Below are 18,763 nucleotides of genomic sequence, written 5' to 3'. Positions count from 1 at the left end.
AATAAACAAGGACGCACAAGCACCCGACCAAAAAATTCCGGATTACATTCTATCGATAAATTCGGAAACATCCTTGCAGGTTTCCAAATCGATTTGCAGATTGTCCACATCTTCCTGCGTGATTTTATCGGAACGAAGCGCAACATCTTCGGACGCAGGCGCCTCCCGATTTTCCGACGGGACTGAATTTTGCAATTCCCGCAAGTGCTCCGTCAGCGAGAGCGTTTCCCGCCGCAATTCGACACTTTCCCGCAAGACGTCCACGACGCGGCTCAAACGTTTCCGCAAAGACTGAAATTCTTCTCGATCCAATTCAAAAACATCGCCGTCCATCATCATCAACGGAGCTTTGCAACGCCCACAGACACAGAGCATCAGCGCGCTTTTCTTCCCGCAGACAGAAACTTCCATTTCGTTTCCACAACAAGGGCACTTGATATGCATTTCTTCCATATTTCCCTAATATACTTATTTCCAGCGCGGTAAGTGCCGCCTCTTCAAAACAATTCCATTCCCTTTAAAAACAAAAACCGCAAAGGGAAAATTCCTCTTTGCGGCCTGTTTCAAGTTCTTGTAAATTACTTGACTTCGTACTGGGCGACAACCTGACCGTTGGCATCGAGAGCGCGGATGACGTCGGCATCACGTTCGAGAGTGAGGTTCGCCTTGTTGCCCTGGACGTCGGTGATTTCCATGGAGAGAGAACCGTCGGCGTTCTTCACAGCGGCGACCTGGTTACCCTGAGCGTCTTTTTCATAATAGGTATCGCCCTGAGCAATCGGATTCGAACCGGTCCAGAATTCCACGGTGTTGAGGACAAGACCATCAACCAGACCAATGCAAATCGGATAAACCGGAATCACCCACATCAAGAAGTGGACACAGGAATTGAGCCACTTGTTGCCCAGAGTGCCGTTCCAGTTATAGATTTTTTTGGTGAGCCCATAGCTACCGTAGCAAGCTGTCAAAGAAAATGCTGCGGCGAGACCAAGAGCGATGAGACCTTTTTTCATTTTGAACTCCTTCGTTAAGGTATTTGGGATAAATTATAGAAATAAAGCCAAAAAAAAAGTTATTCCCATTTTATTTTTTCCCCGGGGCTCTCCCTCGCCTAGTGACATAAGTCACATTTTTGCATTTTCAATTTTTTCAAATCTTTAAATCACAAAATTCAAGAATAAAAAAACTGTTTTCACGCGCATCGAAGTCCTTTTTGTGATTATATTAAATAGATTTCTAGCTAGTTTCACATTTGGAGTCGAAAATGTTTTTAAGAATGTTTGTGCGAACCTTCCTTTTTGCCGTTCTGGCTATCGGAACTCTTTCCGCAGCTCCTCTTGAAGTTTGGATTATGCCAAACGGAGCCAATCCACAAGGAATGCTGGAACAAAGACTTGCCCTTTTTGAAAAAGAAACCGGCTTGAAAACCAAGGTCGTCGTTTTGGACTGGGGCGAAGCGTGGAGCACCATCACCCACACCCTTGAAGGCAAAGCCGAAGCTCCCGCCGTTCTCCAACTTGGAACAACTTGGGTTTCCTACTTTGCATCCCGCGGGCAACTGGCGTCCCTCGATCCCATTTTGAATAAAATTCAACCGGAGCGTTTTGTCAAAGCCAGCTGGAATACAACAGGAACCGATGGAGATCCGTCCATCTATTCCGTCCCCTGGTTTATCGATGTCCGGGCGCTGCTCGCCAACAAAGCCATCTTAAAGCTAGCGGGCATTTCCGCAGAAGATGTCGCGACTTACGAAGGCTTTTGCAAATCCCTGAAAAAAATCAACGATGCCAAAATTCTACGCAAGGATGGATCCAAAGTCAAAGCTTACGCATTTCCGGGCAAAAGCGACTGGAACATTCCCCATAATTTCGCCCCCTGGATCTGGTCCGCCGGTGGAAGCTTCGTCCTCAAAGACGAAAAGGGCAAATGGCATTCCAACTTGATGGATCCGCAAACCATCACGGGAATCGCTTCCTATCTGAATTTTATTTTAGACTCTCTGGTCAATAAAACCAGCCTTCGCGACAATACCGCCCAAGTGGTTCAGCGTTTTAACAGCGGCGAAGTCGCCTTCATTCTGAACACCACCGAGTTGGTTGCGCAAACCCGTTACAAGGCAGCGGAAGGCGGTCTCGCCTCTTCGCAAATCAGCGCCGATGGAATCGAAATGATGCAGGTCCCCATGGGCAAGGCCGGCAGCATCTGCTTTATCGGGGGGAGCAATCTGGCGATTCCCCGTTCCAAGGCGAACGACCCTAACGCCGCCAAACTGCTTCGCTTCCTGCTACGCGACGACAACTTAGACGCCTATACCAAGCAAATCGGCTTTTTGCCTCCCGTCAAGGAAGTGCTTGAAGACTGGGCAAAAGATTCGGCATATCAAATCCTCATAAGCTTGCTGGACAACGGGAAAAATTACCCGAACATCCCGGAATGGACTTTAATCGAAGGCACTCTGGTCAATCTATTCAGCGACATCTGGAGTATGCTTGACATCGGCGGGCTCTATTCCGAAGAGGCCGTTTACAGTACTCTCCTTACCTACAATCAAAAAATCAACGATATTCTTCATGCTCCAACAGGAAGCAGCCCGCCCCTTCGCCTCGACGAATTTTTAAAAATTTGGAACGCCGCTACAGAGCTGCTTCCCACCCAAATCTCGTCCGGCGAAAATTCCAGCGCATCCCCGGCAGAAGATTCGGGGAACTTCCATAAAATCGGCATCTCGATTTTCGTATTCCTCTTGGCGGTATTCTCGAGCTTCATCTTCACTTATATGAGAAAACGCTAACCATTGTCCTCCGAAAAGTCCTATGGAAACCGCAAATACAAAGCCCAACGACAAAATCCAAAGCAACATTCCGTTTGTCCATACGATCGCTTTCCGCAGCATGATTGTCTTTGCGATGGTATTCTTTATCATCCTAGCAGGCGGCGGCATTTTTCTAGTCTATGCGCAAATGAATTCCTTTCAAAAAAACGCCAGCAAAGAAAAGCAACTGGCCACCAAACAAGCTTTGGAGCAAATTTCGACGCAATGCAATATTTTCATCGGAAGGCTTTCCCTGCTAGCCACTTCGCCTTATCTATCGAATCAGGATCCCATTGAATCCAGCAGTTTTCTCAAAGGCTACAATGTTTCCCCGCTTTTTATTCCCGGCGAGCACGTCGTTCTGCACAATTCCAATCACGAAAAGGTCAGCGACAATTCGATGGTCGGCATTTCCCAAATCAACGTTTCCTACCAGGAACTGAAAAATTTTCAAGCGGTCGAGCCGCAAAAGCCCTATATTTCCCCCTTGTTCTGGGAACAGCGCACCCCCAAAAAAATCATGGCGGTTCTTGTGGAAAACCGCGCCCGATCCGACGGCTATCTTTCGGCTTCATTCTCAATTCGACGTCTGTGGGAATTTTTTGAAAACTATTCCACCGGGAAAAAAGGTTTCTTCATTATCGTAGATGAGAGCGATGTCATTGTCTATCACCCCCAAATTCAAGAATGGGCAAACGGCGAAAAGAAAGTTCAAGATTTGGGATTGAAAGATTTTGACGCGAAGACCTTTAAAGCCTCTCAAGATTTTTACCGGCTGAACGACGGAAAAGATTACCTGATCAACTACGAATACGATCCCAAAACCAAATTTGGCGTTTTAGCACTCCAGTCTAAAAGCGAAGTCATGGCACCCGCTCAAGCGTATTTCCAAATTTTCATCTATATCGGCCTTGTGTTCCTTATCGCTACCCTGTGCATCACCCTTTGGCTATTCTTCAGCATAGAAAAGCCGCTGCAAAAACTGATCAAAAAAATGCTGATTATCGCCGACGGACATTATGAAGAATCCAGCGGCATTACGGGAGACAAGCAAAACGAAATCCATGTTCTGGCTCGCGTGTTCGACAAAATGCGTTTAACCATTCAAAAAGAAATCAACGCACTCGCCGAGCATCAGGCGCACTTGGAACAAGAAGTTCTAAAGCGAACCGAAGAGCTGAACAAAATGAACCAGCAGCTCCAAATTATTTCCCGAATCGACGAATTGACAAAACTCCCCAACCGGCGAGACATCCGCGGAAAAATTCAAAACGAAATTTATCGCTATGAACGAACCAATCGCAACTTCTCCATTCTCTTTGTTGATATCGACAAGTTCAAGGATTTCAACGACAAGTTCGGGCATATTTGCGGCGATCTGGTTCTTAAAACCGTTGCCGAAACCCTACGCGACCAGTTGCGCAAACAGGATGTCGTTTCCCGATGGGGCGGAGAAGAATTTCTGGTCATGCTTCCAGAAACCCCGCTGCAAGGAGCCTCTCTCGTTGCAGAACGTCTGCGCCGCAGCATCGAAAATCGGAAAATTGAATTTGCTGGCCAGCAACAGCACGTCACCATCACTCTTGGCGTTGCCGAATACGACAAGCGCCTCGGTATGGACCACAGCATCAATCTGGCAGACCGAGCCCTTTACAACGGCAAGCAAACCGGACGCAATAAAGTCGTCGTCTTTGACCCCAAGGACATCACGGAAGACGACTTGAAAGCCGCCCAGGAAGAGCTTCAATTTGCCGCACAAAATCCCGACACCAAAGAAAAAACGTAGCGGAAATTCAACGCCAAATTTCAAGCGTTCAATTTTTCCATTTTTCATCCATAAGGGTACTCGATGATTTCCGTTTGCATGGCAACTTACAACGGCGCAAAATTTATTCGCGAACAATTAAAAAGCATTTTGCTTCAGCTTTCTTTAGAAGACGAAGTTATCATTTCCGACGATTCTTCAACGGACAATACCATCGAAATCATCAAATCATTTCACGATCATCGAATTCAATTATTTGAAAAAAAACACCATTCATTCTCCCATTTATAATCTGGAAAACGCCTTAAAACACGCCCGAGGCGAATACATTTTTCTTTCCGACCAAGACGACAGATGAAAAGAGAATAAAATCGCCGTCTGCATGGAATCGCTAAAAACAAACAATCTTGTTGTCCACAATGCCGAAATCATCAATGGAGAAGGGAATTTACTTTTTCCATCATTCTATATTCTCAACCACACACAAAAATAAAACTGCAAAATTTTTCTGACACTATGCATTTTGGAAAATGGACTCGCATTTATTTTCTATTCAAGTACCATTTTTTACGGAAGGGCTTTTTTAGAAAATGGAGGGAATTTTTAGATGCTTAAAATTTTCCTGGACCCTTTCGATTTTCGCAGATAAAGAATCTTTTGTAAACAATAAAGCTAAGCTAGAAAATAAAAAAAAGACCTGCCTTGAAGACAGATCTTTTGCAAGAATTTATCCGCTCTATTCTTCGGTTGCTTCTTCGTCGGAGTCCGGCATTAAAGCCGCGGCATTTCCCAAAAGCGCATCCACATTCACGCCCAGGAACTTATTCGACTTGTCAAAACGAGCGACGATATAATAATCGCTGTTCCAGGAGAGAGTGCGGAGTTTGCCGTTTCCATCCGGAGTTCCCGAAACCTTGGCAGAGAAGAGTGTACTGGCAAGCCGTTTTTCAATTGTCGCAAAATCCTTGGACGTTTTAGCCTGTTGATTGGCAGTGCAGGCGATGTTCCAAAGAACCGCATTGTTTTCGATAACAGAATTCTGCCCGTCCACAATGTTCAGCGCTTGCTTGTAATACGCTTCCGTTTTTTTCTGATAGGCTTCTTCGGCTTGCGAAACGTATGCGCCTTTCTGCATAAAAAGAAGCGCGAAAATGGCGAGGTTTAACGCCAACGATGCAATCATAATGTATTTGAGTTTCATAGAGCCTCCTTACTTGGCTTGAAAATCGAACGGGGCGGGTTTAGAAACAGAGAACATTGCAGACGGAGAAACTGAAGACAGAGCCTTGTAATCGACCCCGGCAAAATTTCCGCCTTTGAAAGTAAACTTGACAAGGCAATCGGTTCCACAAGAAAGCGCTGTTTCGTTTCCATTCGTCTGGGGATTCAGCACCTTCGCAGAGTCCAGTGCGGCGATCCGAGCGTCAAACGCCTCTTTAGAAAGATTTTGCGAAGTGGCTTCAAAAATCAGCTGCCACAGAAGATTGCCATTTTTGATAAACGCATTCTGCGCATTGACAACCTTGGAGACCTGATTCGTATAGGCAGTCGTTGCCGCTTTATAAGCCACTTGCGCCTGCTCCTTGTAGCCGTTTTTCAGCACGAGCATAATCACAATCAAGGCGATATTGACCACGATGGAAACAGCTAAAATAAGCTTCATCTTTTTGGAATCCATAATTTCTCCTACAGTTGAACGAGTTTTGTATAATGTATATTTTCTTGAAAAAAGAAAAGGTAAAAAAATGCAAAAAAGACTCTCGGACGCGGTTTTTGAAAATTTGAAAGAACTGATTAAGGCGAAAAATGCCGCCCACGAATCGATGTTCAAGTTCAGTTGGAAAAAACTTTGGCCATTTAGCCTTATCTGGCCTCAAGTGGACTATATCCGCATCCAGCGATTTATGGGAGAGGTCAAAGAAAAAGCGATTTTGCAAAAGCAATTCATCCAAGACAATCTGGGAAGTTCTTCCCCGAAGAAAAGGAATTTTTAAACGCCATCCCCGCCTATGTAGATGCACTCGGCAATTCCTGCGATAAACTCGCCCGAGTCGCCGAATTTAAACAGAACATTCTCGAAAAAAAGCAAAAACGGGATCCCTTCGCCTTCAATCGGATTTTAAAAGATTATGAAGATGCACAAGCGACTCTTGTTCGCGCCGGAGCCTTCGTACAAGTCGCTTGGGGAAGCCTTGCCCCAAATCGCAACAAATCCCAACATGCCGGAAATTAGCGTCATCATTCCCATTTTCAATACGGAAAAGTTTCTCGCTCTCTGTTTAGAAAGCGTTTCGGCACAGACTTTTAAAAATTTTGAAGCGATTCTTATTGACGACGGCAGTACGGATAAAAGCCAATGGATAGCCGAAGAATTTGTTCGCCGCGATTCCCGATTTCATCTTATCTCTCAAAAGAACTCAGGCCTTTCGGAAGCCCGCAATACGGGAATTTTAGCAGCAAGCGGAAACTGGATTACCTTTGTTGATAGTGACGACATCTTGAACGTCCATTTTTTACAAGTGCTACATTCCGCAGCTATACAAAGACATTCTTTGGTCGCCGTCTGCGGGAAAAAAAATTTTAGGGAAATTCCCAACAAAGACATTTTTAATCAAATCACAAATCGCCCAGAAAAAATTTCCAGCGAAGAGGCTCTTATAAGAGCATTTTACCAGAACCGCATTCCCGACCATTCCGCATGGAACAAGCTTTTTCATAAAAGCCTTTGGCAGAACCGAAAATTTCCCAAAGGAATTTTCTTTGAAGATATGGCTGTAATTCCCGCAATTCTTTGGGAAGCGCAAACAATAGCCATCTGCAAAGCACCCCTTTATTTTTACAGGAAACACAAAGGAAGCATTTTATCGTCCGCTTACGATTTAAAAAAAGCGGAGCTACTTGCCATTGCTGAAAAGAATCTGAATTCTTTTCAGGACATTTCCATTCGGGTAAAAAAAGCCGCCGAAAGTCTTTTGTTGAGTGCCAGTTTCAGCATTTTGATGCGCACACCGGATTCCGCCGAATTTGCCAACGTCCGTTCCCGCGCTTTTGACTGGATTCGCCGTCTGCGAAAGCAATCCTTGTTAGACATCCACACTAGATGGCGGAATAAAGTCGCCGTCCTCTGTTCTTTTGGCGGTTTGCGTTTTTTGAATTTTATTTTGCAAAGGCTAAAATGATTCCGCATAAAATCCATTATTGCTGGTTTTCCAAAGAATCTTTTCCCGCATTGGTAAACACATGCATCCAAAGCTGGAAGCGCTTTATGCCGGAATACGAATTTATCCTTTGGGATTACGATAAAGCTCGCCAAATCCAAATGCCTTGGATAAACAAAGCTCTGGAAGAAAATCGCTGGGCTTTTGCTGCCGATGCCGTTCGTTTGTACGCCGTCTATTCCGAAGGAGGAATCTATTTGGATTCCGATGTAGAAGCCCTCCGTTCCTTTGATCCTTTGACGAATCGGCCTTATTTTTTTGGGTACGAGAATGGTTCGCACCGCATTGAAGCAGCGACGTTCGGCGCAGAAGCGCACTTTCCCGCTGTTGAAAAAGCATTGCAATTTTACCAGACGCATTTTTTTGAATACAAAGAAAGCGATGTGGATTTTTTAGTCATTCCAAACATTCTTGCTGAAACTTTTCAAAATATGCAACTTGAAATTTTTTCAGAAGATTATTTTTCTCCAAAAAATTTTACCAATGGGCAAATTTGCATTTCGCCAAATACTTTCAGCATCCATCACTTTTCAAGCAGCTGGCGTCCCCCTATTTTGCAAAAAAGCATTCGCTGTCGCCAATGGATTTACAAGCATTTCCCTCAAAAAATCGCCAAGATTCTCCATGCGCCGCTTTCCATTCTAACCAATTTTTATAATTTGGGATGGCGTAAAACCCTGCAAAAAATCGTTCGCCGTTTTAATGTTTTAAAAGACAGCGCGGAATAAAAAGTTTCGGAAAGCGTTTTAAAAAAGGCAAAGAAAACGAAGCCAGTTCCGGCAACCGGCGAAACGCCTCTACTTTATTGTGATACGCCAAATTGGAAAAGCAGTGGGATTTCCAAATCCTAACGGCCTTTTTATACAAAGGAATATCTCGATAATCTTCAAGAACTTTTAAAAACGTCCCATACATCAGATGCCCATCCGAAGACATATTTTTCCCATGAATGCGATAATAAGTACAAATATGCGACAATACTGCCTGCGGGCCATTCGCCTTCAAAATTTTTAGCCACAACGGAAAATCTTCAAAGGGAAAACGCTCGTCATAGCCTCCCATTTTTTTTAACTCTTCCAATCGCAACATCTCCGTACAACCATTCAATTCCTTTTTTCCCAAAAAAAACTCTTCAAAAGAAACCTGCGGAACTGAACGAAGGTAACGGGAATCCGGATTCGGATTGATTTTTTCATCGGCATCCATCAACTGAATCAGACCGAAGCACGCTATTTTTTCCGGATGCGATTCCAAATAAGCGCTTTGAACGGCAAGACGCCCCGGAGCCATCCGATCGTCCGAAGAAAACGAACAAAAATATTTTCCATTCGCCAAAGAAAGCAATTCGTTCAGAGTGCGAACAAGGCCGCGATTTTCCCTGTGAATATAGCGAAATCCCAATTCCTTTTGCAAAGCTTCAAGAATCTGCGGAGAATCGTCCGTGCTGCCGTCATCGATGACTATCAATTCAAAAGAAACGCCCTGCTGTTCCATCACGGAGCGCACCGCGCTTTCCACAAAGCGGGCATGATTGTAGCTGGGCAGCAGAACAGAAACTAGAGGTTTTTCCACGAGAGACTCCGCGTCATGACAAGAAGCAACACAAAGCAAATCGCATTTTCAAGCGCATAAGCAAAAAACGGAGAACGATACCCGAACCAGGTCGTTCCTAAAACCGTGAATGCGACAAAAAGCAGATCCGAAACAATTTCCACCGTTAAAAAAGAAACCGTTTCTTTACGGGCGACAAGCGCAAGTCCCAAGCACCAGCAACCCGACTTGAAAAAATCGCCGACAATTTGCCACGGCAAGAGCGAAGAAAGCGGCAAGAAATGGTCGGAAAGCGCAAACAGAATGACATAATCCCGAAGAATAAAAAGAAGTCCGCACAAAGCCAAAGCAATAAGCATCACCCGGACAAGTAGCGAGAATAGCGTCTGACGAAATGCAATCTGTTCCTTTGCAGCCGATAAACGCGGCAGCAGAACGACCCCTAGGACCGATGAAAAACCGACGTTAAAAAAATCTGAAATACGGAGCGCGCCTTGCCAAAAGCCCGCCGCATCCCAACCAAAACGATTTCCCAAAAAAGAACGCATAAACATATACAAAGCCGGAGTTAAAATCATCGGGATCAGCCCCATTAACGCATAGCTGCGCCAAATGCCGTAATTCGCAGTAATTCCCGCGCGAAATCGTTTGTATGTAAATCCGCCACGGAGAGCAACGATCAAAGCGAATATGGCAGAGACAATCGACTGCGTCGCAACGGCGGAAAGAATGGAAAGAATTTGAAAGTGGATGAATAAAATCACCCAGAGAGCATTTAAAATAGCAGAACCCGCAATAATTATCGACCAACGCCGATAATCCGAAAAACCATTCATCACCGAAGAGCAAACCGAAACGAGAGTCAATGCAATCATGCCAGGAACAGCAAAGAGAATCGCCGCCTGCATATAGCGTTCAGGAACTCCTGGGAAAAACGCCGATAGCGGGGCTAAAAAAGCAAACAGCACAAAGAAAATCGCTGTAGCCATCGATGCGTAAACACAAATCCGAAATCCGCCTCGCCATATCGAATTTAAACGAGATTCATCGTCTCGGTGCCGAGCCGTTAAACTGACCCAGCCATTTTGCATTGCAAGCGAAGAAGTCCCTTGCCCGATGTTGATAAGATTCTGCAATTGCCCCACAATGGCAAAGCCCACAGGACCTGCAACTACCGCTAAAAATTTATTGACCGCAAATGCGCACGCCATCCGAATGAAAGTCGCCATTCCCGAACGGGCCGACTGTTTCCAAAAAATATCCATTTTCATAGTGCATACTCGTAAATGTCAAAAGCTACGCCACGCCCCGCATAAGTTTCCTTTTGATGGGAAAGCCCCGCATTCAAAACGCGTCCCTGTTCCTCGTTCGATGTTCCCCAATCAAAAAAGCGCTGCTCCGGAAAATAATTGATTTCATTCAACATCAAAAAATCCATCGCATGCAAAGAACGCCCCTTTGCAGAACTTGCCAGATATTGGGAATGCGCAACGCGGTTAGAAACGTAAACAACGCTCCCCGCAAGCAATTCGCCATCTTTTTTTACCACAAGCAACTTGATATTCTGGGGAAAGCGGGACGCAAGCATTTCCAATTCCGCTTTAGAATGAACGGGGTGTACTCCATGCCCCTGCTGCAAACAAGAATCGAGCAAGTCCCAGAAGGCAGAAAAATCCGAAGATTCCGAAAAAACCAGTCCCGATCGTTCACCTTTGCGCAAATAATATTTTTTCTTGGACGACGGCTGCATTTCCTTGGGTTCTAGCGCGCTCGAAATCAGCCTGGCTCGCAAAATGGCATTCTTGCGAAAGAGCCAATACAAATCTTCTTGCGAAGGCCGAGTCGCAAAAATCCAGGGAATCGGTTTGTACACGACCTTTACCGCATTCAATCGGCGCAACTCGGCATCCAAAAGGGAAAATAAAATTTCCACATCCGCAATCCCCATAGAATTATCCAAAATAAAACCGCCAAAAGTAAGACCGGCATGAGAACTGAATACGCCATCCGAAGAAAGCGTCCCCGGAAGAACTGCGCACCATTCTTCGCCACGGCAAAAAACAAAGGAACAGTCCGGAAAACGATCGGCGTGATAATCCATATAACCGCGTTCAAATAGAAAATTTCCATTCCGCGATTCACGTATAAATCGATTCCAGCGTTCCGCATCGCTTGGCGCATAAAGGCGAATGGAAATTTCAGACATGGACTTCTCCAATTATTTTTGCAGGAACTCCGCCCAAAATCACATTCGCAGGAAATTTTCCAGAAACGACCGCACCGGCAGCAACAACGCAGTTTTCCCCGATTTCCGTTCCCTTGAGAATAGTTGCGTTATTCCCTATCCAAACGCGATTGCCGATTTTCACGGCGACTTTTTTGGGCTTTGAAACCAGCCGACTTTCCGTATGCACCGCATGAAAATCCGAATCGTAAATTTCTACATGAGTGCCTATCAAAACATTCTTGCCAATGAAAATTCCCGGGCCTTCCGAAATCGCGACAAAATGATTTCCCAACCAAGAACCTTCCCCGAAAGCGATTTGGGATTCCGATGTCCGGGAATTCAAAAAAACATAGGATGCCCAAAAATCCGTATCGTTAGCAAGACCAATGTGAACATCCTTTTCAAAAATAACCGTTCCCAATCCTTGCGTCAAAAGAGGTGCCGCACAAATCGGCGAGCCTTTCACTTTGGCATCCGAAATGAAACGGTAAAAAGCCCGCCGGCAATATGCCCAAAATTTTTTGAAAACTCTACGCACCAAACGCATTGACGGCCTCAATAATTTGGGAAATTTCTTCGGAAGAAAGCTGCGGATAAAGCGGGATGCTGAGTTCCGTATTGGCAATACTTTCGGTTATAGGAAACGAAAGAGAATTCCATTCCGCATAGGCTTTTTGCTTGTGCGGCGGAACCGGGTAATGCACCAAAGTGTTGATTCCCCATTTTTTTAAATGCTCCTGAAGCGCATGGCGTTTTTCGGAACGCAGCGCAAAAATATGCCAAACGTGTTCGCCAGAAGCACCCGGCGAAGGCAATTTTATCCACGGATTTTGAATTTCACGCAAATAACGATTCGCTATTTTCTGACGAACTTGATTATCCAAATTCAGCCGTGTTAATTTGCATGAAAGAATCGCCGCCTGCATTTCATCAAGCCGGGAATTTAATCCCTTAACAGAATTAACATATTTTTTTTCGCTACCATAATTCGATAACACGCGAATCATCCGAGCGAGTTCTTCGTCGGAGGTGGTGACAGCACCGCCGTCCCCCAAGGCCCCCAGATTTTTCCCCGGATAAAAACTGAAAGCGGCGGCATCTCCGAACGCTCCTGCGCAAATTCCTTTTTGCCTTGCGCCGTGCCCCTGTGCAGCATCTTCCACCAAAAGCAAATGATGCGACTCTGCAAATTCCGCAAGTTCTTCGCCCGGAATCACTCGGCCATACAAATGCACCGCTAAAATTGCCTGAATGCGGGAATTTTGCGAATAGGCGCGTTCACAATTTTCTAAAGAAAGATTAAAAGTTTCTTCGTCTGGTTCGACAAGCACGGGATGCAATCCGTTTTCCGTGAGTGCCAGAATCGTTGCTATATAAGTGTTTGCAGGGACGATAACGGAATCACCCGCTCGCAATTTTCCCAAAGCGATATACGCCCGAAAAATGAGAATCAGCGCTTCCAATCCATTTGCAACGCCAACACAAAACGCCGTTCCGCAAAACGCTTTAAAATTTTCTTCAAATTTTTCGCACTCTTTCCCGCGAATATACCACCCGCTTTCCGTCACCCGCCGAATCACCGAAGAAAGTTCCGGTTCAAAGGATTCCGTTACCCGTTTCAAATCCAGATAATCAATCATCCTCGCCTCCGCTCCGCCGCATATTTTGTAAACAGCGCATAATCGCGAATATAATCGGATTCTTCATAAGGATGCGATGCGAAAACAAGGCAAATCGACCCCGAAGAAAAATTCAATTCTTCGGCCCAAATGCCAGGCGGCACATAAATCCCGTAAAAGGGCCTATCCAAATGTACGATTTGCGAATGAACGCCATCATCTATTTTAGCATCAAAAGAACCGGAAGCCGCCACCAAAATCTGGTGGCAAAGTTTATGCGCATGACCGCCACGATTTTCTCCGCTAGGAATATCATAAAGGTAAAACACGCGCCGGATTTCAAACGGGATCCCTTTAAAATTTTCCAAAGGTGTCAAAGAGCCCGAACGTTCCACCGAACGAGGAAATTCCAGAAGACGACAACCTCCGATTAAATTTCGCATAAAGCCGCCTTTTTAAATTCTTCAAAATCCCAAATGTAATCCTTTGGGTCGTAGCATTCCGAACTCAAAACTAAAGCCACCGAATTGGTCGAAAAATTATCCAACGTGCGAAAATGCAAAGGCGGCACATACAAGCCAAAATACGAGCGTCGCAGAGAGTAACGGCTTTCTTTTTTTCCGTCGTGCAAAAGAACGTCAAAGCTGCCAGAAAGAGCGATAATCAATTCGTGCTGTTTTTGAAAAGCATGGCTTCCGCGGATTTGCCCGCCCGGAACATCGTAAATCCAATAGCAACGTTTCACCCGAAAGGGAATATGGCGTTCCGACTCGATAAAGCTCAAATTTCCCCGATCATCTAAAATCTTGGGAAGCGAAATAAGTTGAGGGCTTAAAGGAGTCGTAAGCATACGAGATTAAAATATAAAAATTCCCATTTTATAAAAGTTCAAAACAGGAATTCATCCATCAAAGAAAAAGCACTTTTGAAAACAAAAAATCACGAAAAAAGAAAAAGGAGCTTCAGCCTTTGGAAAAAGGGGTTTCTTGGATTGAAAATTTTCCCTTCGATCCAGATTCCTCGTATCAAATTCTTTTCGCAAAGCTCTAAATTCATTTTCAAAGGAATGTTAATTTATATAGAAAATCCTTTTTTCAAATTAGTGGTTAGTGAGTTTGCTGCCCTTCGATAAACTCAGGGACCGCCGATTAGTGCACCTCGGCAAGCTCGGTAACCGCTTGTCGAACTAGTCGAAGCATGGTTGCTGAGCTTGTCGAAGCATTACCAGAGCGATTTTTAGAAGCAGCCTAGAAGCAAATGCAAATCATCCTTTGAAAATAAAATCCCGAGCCTATCCAATTTTATATTTTGGAGCAAACCCCTTTCCAAGGAAATCCGATGAACCCATCCGAAAAAATGCCAGAAGAAATTCTCCGCCGCATCTATGGCGTGCATTTTAGCTCCCAAAGCGAAGAAGCCCTTCAAAAAAGACTGCGCACCCAGCAACTTGTCCAGCAGTTGAACCTCTCCTTTCCGGAAGAATACGAAAAACGGGAAAAAATTTTTCAGAATTTGTTCGGGCACTTTGGAAAGGACGCCCACTTGGAACCGCCATTTCATTGCGATTGCGGGGAAAATATTTTTATCGGGGACAAAACTTTTCTCAATTTCAACGTGACCATCCTGGACAGCGCGGAAGTGCGAATCGGAAACAACTGCTGGATTGCTCCCAACGTCCAGATTTATGCGGCCACCCATCCTACCGACTATTTGGAACGGCGTAAAATCTGCCTGGCCAAGCCAATCACCATCGGAAACGACGTGTGGATTGGCGGAGGTTCCATTATTTTGCCCGGCGTCCAAATCGGAGATGGCGCTGTAATCGGGGCAGGAAGCGTGGTCACCCATGACATTCCGGCATTCTGCATCGCCTTCGGCAATCCCTGCAAAGTCCATCGGTATTTGAAAAGCGAAGAGGATAGGACTAAAGATGCAGAAAGTCTTTCTTCGTGAGAAAAATGCGTACGCCGCTTGGGTGGAGCTCCGCTCCCCCTGAGCGGCGGTTTGCAAGGTCTTTGGCCTACCAAAGGCAGGCTTTAGACCTCACAAACGGGAGTCCCGGAGACAACGGACGGACCTCGCAAACAACATTTTACACAAATCGGGGTGGAAAAATCGGCAGTTCGAACGTTTAAAGGAATAGGACTTTCAATGGGGAAAGCCCGCATCCAAGAGGAACATCATGACCGAAACCGCCCGCACCCCGCACAACTCCTACTTCCGCTCCGTCTTCAAGGCCCCCGACCGGGCCGCGGAACTTTTGAGGCTCGCCGCCAGGCACAACGAAAGCCTCGCCGAGTTCCTGAAAACGGTCGACCTCTCGACCCTCACCGAAATCTCCGAATCCTTCAGCGACACGGAAACCTTCGGCTACGCGGACCTCGCGTTCACCGTCAGAATCGCCGGGGAAGAAATCGAAAATACAGGCGAAAACGGGGAGAACGAAAAAGAGGGAGAGAAAAAGAAGTGTTCCGCCGACCTCCTCGTCGGCATCCTCGAGGAACACAAGTCCTCCAAGGATTCGAATGTCGTCGCCCAGCTAGTCAAGTACTGGTATCACATTATGGTCAAAAACCAGAGGAATATCCCCACCGTCGCCATCGTCTTGTCTTCTACAACGGCAGGGAACGCTGGAACCTGGACGTGAGAACCATGTTCCCGGACAATCCGGAATACTACCACCGCATCGGCCTGCCGTTCGTCCTCGAGCTGGTGGACATCGGCGACAGTTTCAGCACGGACGAGATCCGGGACATCTCCCCGAAAATCGCATTGGCTTTGGTAGCGATGAAATACGTCTTCCACGGCGAAAAGATGCAGAGCCACCTGCGCACCGCCGTCAAGATGCTGAAGGAGCTGAGCCATGAGGAAGCAGAAAGTTTCCTCACGCAGACTTTTCTATATTTGAAGAAGATTCTCCCCCGAGAGGAAAAAGAGGAATTCAAAATGGACTTCATCAAGACATCCGAAGCCTACGGCTACGAGACCATCGCCGACGCCGAAGAGAAGGCCCTCGCCGCGAAGTATGAGGAGGGTCGCGACGAAGGTATCGGGATAGGCTTGGAAAGAGGACGGGAAGAAGGTCTTCTGGAAGGCGACATCATTGCCTCTCGGAGAATCGCCAAACGGCTCAAGGATGGCGGGGTGTCTTTGAATCTCATCATGGACGCCTCCGGCCTTTCCGAGGAAGAAATCCGCGATCTGTAATTCCCGTTTCTAACGAAAGCCTCCGCCGGAAACATGTTCATGCTCGGATTGCAAATTCTTATGGGAGAAAGCATTCCGCACAAAATACAGGAAATCACTGCCCTTCTGAATTTTGCCTATTTTCACGAAAACCTCTTGCGGAATTCAACCCTTTGAAATGGCAGATGCGAGAGAACGAACCCAAATTCGGTAAACTGGAGATGGCGATGAGGCCGCATTCCACCCAATCGCAGACCAACTTGAAATAGCGGCAATTCACCTTGAAGGGACGGAAAATTTTGTGGAAATAGAACGCGGAAGCACCCCAAACCCGCTAATACCTGCTGTCGCGAAGAAAGTGGATGCTTTGCTTATTTTCGCGTTCAATGGATAGGATGAAACATTGAAGCCCCCCCCCCCATAAAGGCCGGGGAGCAGAATCGCTGCCGCGCCGCTGGGGTGGAGCTACGCTCCCCCTGAGCGGCGGTTTGTAAGGTCTTTGGCCTGCCTGCGGCAGGCTTTAGACCTCACAAAGGGGAGTTTCGGAGACAACGAACTGCGGAACCGTTGCCCTTGTTGAGGCCGTTGAGGTACGCACTGCCCGCACTCAAGTACCAGGCGTAGGCGTAATTGCTACTGCCCTCAGTGGCACTCCAGAAGGTGGCGTTCGAGCCGACGTTGAAGAAATTGCCATCGTTGTAGTAGCCAGCAGGGAGCGCGGAAAAACCGTAGACGTCCGTGCCGTTGCCGTCTTCCATCCACCCACTGGTGGACTTGAGCGCCTTGACGGCGACCATCTTCCCGCCGACAGCGGCGAACAGGGTTTCGAACTCCGCCTTGCGCGGCAGGTGCCAACCTGCCGGGCAAACGCCCTGGACCTCGAACGTCGCTGAACCTGCCTCGCAAAACAAACCGTCACCGCAGCCGCCGCCATCGCCGAAGACCGCCGCAGAGTCCATCGCCGCGCTCCACAGGTAGAGCCTGCCGTATTTGGCGCAGGAGTCGGCGCTGTTTTCGTAGCAGTAGCTTTTGGCTGTTCCTTCATTGTAGGCGTAGTTCAGGTTCTCCGCCATCCATACCTGTCCCCCTATCTGCACGGTCTTGTAGACCTGGCCGTCCCGGGCATCCGTCAGCTTGCCGTAGGAAACCGCCGGGCTTGAACTGCTGGAAGACGTCGCTGCGCTGGAACTGGAAACAGCACTAGAGAAGGAGTTCCGGAGACAACGGACGGAAAACCCGCTGTACTTGTAGTAACTGTGCAGGTACGCGCCGTCGTTGTAGTAGAACAAGCCCATGTAGTAGGCGTCGTTGCTACCGCCCTCCGTGGCACTCCAAAAGCCGGCGTAGTAGCCGGCGCTGTAGAAGTCGCCACTGGTGTCGCGGATGCCAGCCGGGAGAGCGGAAAATCCGTATGAGTCCGTACCGTTGCCATCATCCGTCCACCCGCTGGTGGACTTGAGGACCGTTCCGGCGACATCCTGTCCGCCGACAGCGGCGAACAGGGTTTCGAACTCCGCCCTGCTCGGCAGGTGCCAACCTGCCGGGCAAACGCCCCGGACCTCGGTCGTCGCTGAACCTGCCCCGCACGTCGAACCGTATCCGCAGCCCCCGAAGACCGCCGCAGAGTCCATCGCCGCGCTCCACAGGTAGAGCCTGCCGTATTTGGCGCAGGAATCCGCGCTGTTATTGTAACAGTAGCTTTGGGCTGTTCCTTCATTGTAGGCGTAGTTCAGGTTCTCCGCCATCCAGATCTGTTCCCCTATCTGCACGGTCTTGTAGACCTGGCCGTCGCGAGCGTCCGTCAGCTCGCCGTAGGAAACCGCCGGGTTCAAGTACGTCCAGTTCGGTTTTACCTGAGGGGAACTAGAAGAAACAGCCTCCGAACTGCTGGACACGATAGCGCTGGAGCTGCTCGAAAGGGAATCCGCCGCCGAGGAACTGGAAAGAGTGTCGGCTGCGCTGCTGTCCGCCGAGGAGCTGCTCGGGTTCTTTCCCGACGAAGAGGAAACGTCCGAGGAATCCGTCGCCGTCGTGTCGCCGACGACGACCCATTCGCCGCCATCGCAAAAGTAGTCCGCGGAATCGCTTTCCACGTAGAGGGTGTCCCCGGCGATTTTCTCGGTGCACTCGGGCAGGTCGTCCTTCGTGCTGAAGATGTCCGGGGTCTTGCTGCTGGAGCTGCTGTCGTCTCCGCAGGCGAAAAGGCTCAAAAGAGCGGCGCCCGCGGCGGCTTTTTTCAAGGTGAAGATTTTCATATTTTCTCTCTTGTTGAATTTTTGAAGCAACCACAAATGTAAACAAAAAAAAACTTTGTCAAGAGTTTTTTGAAATCTCCCTGTTTTTTGGGGAAGGGGGCTCCACGGTCTCTGCAATCAAAGATTGCTG

21 protein-coding genes are annotated in these 18,763 nt (G+C 47.3%); 9 read left to right on the top strand and 12 right to left on the bottom strand.

Going from position 1 to position 18,763, the window contains the following annotated elements:
- Positions 1–42: 42 nt before the first annotated feature.
- Both BGX14_RS12055 and BGX14_RS12050 read right to left on the bottom strand, forming a co-directional pair.
- The gene (locus BGX14_RS12055; protein ID WP_073306191.1) at positions 43–453 is read right to left on the bottom strand and encodes a hypothetical protein; all 411 of its coding nucleotides are present in this window, start codon (positions 451–453) and stop codon (positions 43–45) included.
- Positions 454–578: 125 nt separating this feature from the next.
- A complete protein-coding gene (locus tag BGX14_RS12050; RefSeq protein ID WP_073306190.1) occupies positions 579–1,013 on the bottom strand; it encodes a DUF3332 family protein in 435 nt (144 codons plus the stop codon).
- A gap of 263 nt (positions 1,014–1,276) precedes the next feature.
- On the opposite strand from BGX14_RS12050, the gene BGX14_RS12045 reads away from it, so the two are divergent.
- The 3 genes from BGX14_RS12045 to BGX14_RS12035 all read left to right on the top strand — a co-directional run bounded on the left by BGX14_RS12045 (position 1,277) and on the right by BGX14_RS12035 (position 4,868).
- Positions 1,277–2,791: an extracellular solute-binding protein gene (locus BGX14_RS12045; protein ID WP_158223317.1), complete on the top strand. Its 1,515-nt coding sequence runs from the start codon at positions 1,277–1,279 to the stop codon at positions 2,789–2,791.
- Positions 2,792–2,813: 22 nt separating this feature from the next.
- Positions 2,814–4,598, top strand: a complete 1,785-nt coding sequence (locus BGX14_RS12040; protein WP_095880015.1) for a diguanylate cyclase — start codon at positions 2,814–2,816, stop codon at positions 4,596–4,598.
- 78 nt (positions 4,599–4,676) lie between these two features.
- Positions 4,677–4,868: a glycosyltransferase gene (locus BGX14_RS12035; protein WP_198951211.1), complete on the top strand. Its 192-nt coding sequence runs from the start codon at positions 4,677–4,679 to the stop codon at positions 4,866–4,868.
- A 445-nt stretch (positions 4,869–5,313) separates the two neighbouring features.
- On the opposite strand, the gene BGX14_RS12030 is transcribed toward BGX14_RS12035, so the two are convergent.
- Together BGX14_RS12030 and BGX14_RS12025 are read right to left on the bottom strand one after the other, a co-directional pair.
- A complete protein-coding gene (locus tag BGX14_RS12030) occupies positions 5,314–5,778 on the bottom strand; it encodes a hypothetical protein (RefSeq protein ID WP_078776381.1) in 465 nt (154 codons plus the stop codon).
- Between the two features lie 9 nt (positions 5,779–5,787).
- A complete protein-coding gene (locus tag BGX14_RS12025) occupies positions 5,788–6,255 on the bottom strand; it encodes a hypothetical protein (protein WP_095880014.1) in 468 nt (155 codons plus the stop codon).
- A 67-nt stretch (positions 6,256–6,322) separates the two neighbouring features.
- On the opposite strand from BGX14_RS12025, the gene BGX14_RS12020 reads away from it, so the two are divergent.
- The 3 genes from BGX14_RS12020 (at position 6,323) to BGX14_RS12010 (ending at position 8,523) form a co-directional block, all read left to right on the top strand.
- On the top strand, positions 6,323–6,571 hold the full coding sequence (locus BGX14_RS12020) for a hypothetical protein (protein ID WP_143394236.1): 249 nt from the start codon (positions 6,323–6,325) through the stop codon (positions 6,569–6,571).
- Positions 6,572–6,706: 135 nt separating this feature from the next.
- Positions 6,707–7,756 carry a glycosyltransferase family 2 protein gene (locus BGX14_RS12015; RefSeq protein WP_095880012.1) on the top strand — a complete coding sequence of 350 codons (1,050 nt, stop codon included), beginning with the start codon at positions 6,707–6,709 and terminating at the stop codon, positions 7,754–7,756.
- The gene (locus BGX14_RS12010) at positions 7,753–8,523 is read left to right on the top strand and encodes a glycosyltransferase family 32 protein (protein ID WP_095880011.1); all 771 of its coding nucleotides are present in this window, start codon (positions 7,753–7,755) and stop codon (positions 8,521–8,523) included. Before BGX14_RS12015 ends, BGX14_RS12010 begins: the two co-directional genes overlap by 4 nt.
- Here BGX14_RS12010 and BGX14_RS12005 read toward each other — a convergent pair.
- The 7 genes from BGX14_RS12005 to BGX14_RS11975 are packed head-to-tail and all read right to left on the bottom strand — an operon-like array spanning position 8,495 to position 14,042.
- Positions 8,495–9,367 (bottom strand): glycosyltransferase family A protein, encoded by an 873-nt coding sequence (locus BGX14_RS12005; protein WP_073302999.1) that lies wholly within the window; start codon positions 9,365–9,367, stop codon positions 8,495–8,497. The genes BGX14_RS12010 and BGX14_RS12005 overlap by 29 nt on opposite strands.
- The gene (locus BGX14_RS12000; protein WP_083545670.1) at positions 9,352–10,617 is read right to left on the bottom strand and encodes an O-antigen translocase; all 1,266 of its coding nucleotides are present in this window, start codon (positions 10,615–10,617) and stop codon (positions 9,352–9,354) included. The genes BGX14_RS12005 and BGX14_RS12000 overlap by 16 nt, the downstream gene beginning before the upstream one ends.
- The gene (locus tag BGX14_RS11995; RefSeq protein ID WP_073303001.1) at positions 10,614–11,552 is read right to left on the bottom strand and encodes a GNAT family N-acetyltransferase; all 939 of its coding nucleotides are present in this window, start codon (positions 11,550–11,552) and stop codon (positions 10,614–10,616) included. Before BGX14_RS11995 ends, BGX14_RS12000 begins: the two co-directional genes overlap by 4 nt.
- Positions 11,545–12,120: an acyltransferase gene (locus BGX14_RS11990; RefSeq protein ID WP_095880010.1), complete on the bottom strand. Its 576-nt coding sequence runs from the start codon at positions 12,118–12,120 to the stop codon at positions 11,545–11,547. Before BGX14_RS11990 ends, BGX14_RS11995 begins: the two co-directional genes overlap by 8 nt.
- Positions 12,104–13,213 (bottom strand): DegT/DnrJ/EryC1/StrS aminotransferase family protein, encoded by a 1,110-nt coding sequence (locus BGX14_RS11985; protein ID WP_073303005.1) that lies wholly within the window; start codon positions 13,211–13,213, stop codon positions 12,104–12,106. Before BGX14_RS11985 ends, BGX14_RS11990 begins: the two co-directional genes overlap by 17 nt.
- Positions 13,210–13,635, bottom strand: a complete 426-nt coding sequence (locus BGX14_RS11980; protein WP_073303007.1) for an FdtA/QdtA family cupin domain-containing protein — start codon at positions 13,633–13,635, stop codon at positions 13,210–13,212. Before BGX14_RS11980 ends, BGX14_RS11985 begins: the two co-directional genes overlap by 4 nt.
- Positions 13,623–14,042, bottom strand: a complete 420-nt coding sequence (locus BGX14_RS11975; RefSeq protein ID WP_073303009.1) for an FdtA/QdtA family cupin domain-containing protein — start codon at positions 14,040–14,042, stop codon at positions 13,623–13,625. The genes BGX14_RS11980 and BGX14_RS11975 overlap by 13 nt, the downstream gene beginning before the upstream one ends.
- Before the next feature lie 488 nt (positions 14,043–14,530).
- Here BGX14_RS11975 and BGX14_RS16355 point away from each other — a divergent pair, with 488 nt between their 5' ends.
- The 3 genes from BGX14_RS16355 (at position 14,531) to BGX14_RS11960 (ending at position 16,399) form a co-directional block, all read left to right on the top strand.
- The gene (locus BGX14_RS16355) at positions 14,531–15,145 is read left to right on the top strand and encodes a sugar O-acetyltransferase (RefSeq protein WP_198951210.1); all 615 of its coding nucleotides are present in this window, start codon (positions 14,531–14,533) and stop codon (positions 15,143–15,145) included.
- 229 nt (positions 15,146–15,374) lie between these two features.
- On the top strand, positions 15,375–15,839 hold the full coding sequence (locus tag BGX14_RS11965; RefSeq protein WP_095880009.1) for a hypothetical protein: 465 nt from the start codon (positions 15,375–15,377) through the stop codon (positions 15,837–15,839).
- The gene (locus tag BGX14_RS11960) at positions 15,836–16,399 is read left to right on the top strand and encodes a hypothetical protein (protein WP_095880008.1); all 564 of its coding nucleotides are present in this window, start codon (positions 15,836–15,838) and stop codon (positions 16,397–16,399) included. Before BGX14_RS11965 ends, BGX14_RS11960 begins: the two co-directional genes overlap by 4 nt.
- Positions 16,400–16,905: 506 nt before the next feature.
- Here the strand turns inward: BGX14_RS11960 and BGX14_RS11955 are convergent.
- Positions 16,906–18,633 (bottom strand): fibrobacter succinogenes major paralogous domain-containing protein, encoded by a 1,728-nt coding sequence (locus BGX14_RS11955; RefSeq protein WP_095880007.1) that lies wholly within the window; start codon positions 18,631–18,633, stop codon positions 16,906–16,908.
- Positions 18,634–18,763: the final 130 nt, after the last annotated feature.

It is taken from the genome of Fibrobacter sp. UWS1 (assembly GCF_002300445.1).
Taxonomy (GTDB): domain Bacteria; phylum Fibrobacterota; class Fibrobacteria; order Fibrobacterales; family Fibrobacteraceae; genus Hallerella; species Hallerella intestinalis.
The sequence above is the reverse complement of the archived record's forward strand: the minus strand, read 5'-3'. Positions and strand labels throughout refer to the sequence as shown.